Genomic DNA, 1,670 nt, shown 5'->3' on the forward strand with positions numbered 1-1,670 from the left:
CCCCACCCCCGGCCCCGGCCCCCTGGTATATTGATTCAGCTTCCACAGACGTATGCCTAAGTAGTGTCGTAGCGACCGGCACATGTGTCCCCTCGGCACGACGCCGAGCGCGCTCGCGCCCGCCGGGTCGAACTCCTCACGCACCAGGTCACCGGTCCGCCGACTGGACGAGCTCATCGGCAGCGCCCGGTCGTCCGGGGTGGCGAACCCGGCGTGCGCGAACGGCGCGGCGAGCACCAGCAGCAGGCCGATCACCGGCAGCGCCGCCAGCAGGGGCCGCCGCACGACGATCCGGGCGAGCCCCTCCCACAGCCGCGAACGCGAGCCGCTGCGGGCCCGCCGGCGCCAGGGCACGGGCCAGGCGTTGACCCGTTCACCGAGCAGCGTCAGCAGCGCGGGCAGCACCGTGACGGCGCTGACCGCGGCGATCGCCACCACGGCGATGCCCGCGTACGCGAAGGAGCGCAGGAAGTAAGGGGGGAAGACCAGCAGCGTCGCCAGGGCGGCGGCGACCGTCGCGGCGCTGAAGCCGATGGTGTGGCCGGCCGTCCGCACGGTCCGCACGGCGGCCTCGCGCGGGAGGTGCCCGGCCGCGAGCTCCTCGCGGAACCGGGAGACCACCAGCAGCCCGTAGTCGATGCCCAGCCCCAGGCCCAGGGCCGTGGTGAGGTTCAGCGCGAACACGGACACGTCGGTGACACCGCCCAGCAGGCTCAGCACGAGCAGCGTCCCGGCGATGGCCAGCACCCCGATCAGCAGCGGCAGCGCCGCGGCCACCACACTGCCGAACACCAGCACCAGCAGCACCAGGGTGCCCGGCAGGACGACGGCCTCGGCCCGCTTCAGGTCGGACTCCGAGATGTCCTGGAGTTCGGCGTCGACCATGGCCGCACCGCCGACGTGTACGGCCAGGACCGGTCCGGCGGCGCCGCCCGGGCTGCCGTCCGTGCCCAGTTCCCGGCCCAGCCGCCGGACGCGCTCGCCGAGCCGGCCGCCCTCGCCGTCCAGGTGCGCCACCAGCATGGCCGCGCTCCCGTCCCGGCCGCGCAGCTGCGCCGCCCCGGGAGCCGAGGACCAGTACGAGGTCACACCGCTCACGTACGGTTCGGCGGCGAGCCGTGCGGTCAGGGCCTCGCCGGCGCTGCAGGCCGCCGGGTCGTCGACGGAGCCGCTGCGGGCCCGTGCGACGAGGACCAGGTTCGGTTCGGCCCCCGCGTGCTCGGCCAGGATCCGGGCGGCGCGGCTGGACTCGGAGCGCGGGTCGTCGTAGCCCTGGGTCCCCAGCCGGCCGGCCGCGCCCGCGCCGAACACGGCGGACAGGACGAGGAAGACCAGCGCGGCGAGGAGCACGAGTCGGGGACGGCGGGTCACGCGGTCCCCCGCACGACGGAACATGATGCCTCCGGTCCGGACGGGTGCTCCGGCACCCGACGGGTGCGCGGGGCGGTGGACTTCCACCGTGCCCGGGGGAGGTACGGGGCCCGTAGCCCCGGCTGTTCGTTACTTGACAGCCGCCCGCAGGTACGCCTCCAGCTCCGCGGCCCCCGCCAGCAGGGCCCGGCCGCGGGCCGACAGCCGGGCCCGCCAGGCGCCGAGGGCGGCCTCCAGCGGCTCCACCCCGCCCGCCGCCCGCACCTGCTCGGTCAGCGGGGCGATCTGCTCCAGCAGGT

1 protein-coding gene and 1 pseudogene are annotated in these 1,670 nt (G+C 75.8%); both read right to left on the reverse strand.

What is annotated here, in order from left to right; all coding sequences use genetic code 11:
• Positions 1–1,371, reverse strand: a 1,371-nt coding sequence (locus ACFVXK_RS38585; RefSeq protein ID WP_389622065.1) for an MMPL family transporter, incomplete at its 3' end; no start/stop codon positions are given.
• A 129-nt stretch (positions 1,372–1,500) separates the two neighbouring features.
• Positions 1,501–1,670, reverse strand: a pseudogene (locus ACFVXK_RS38590) (MerR family transcriptional regulator); the annotation flags it as partial.

Origin of the sequence: Streptomyces sp. NPDC058157, assembly GCF_042884105.1 — a bacterium.
In the GTDB taxonomy this organism is placed as follows: domain Bacteria; phylum Actinomycetota; class Actinomycetes; order Streptomycetales; family Streptomycetaceae; genus Streptomyces.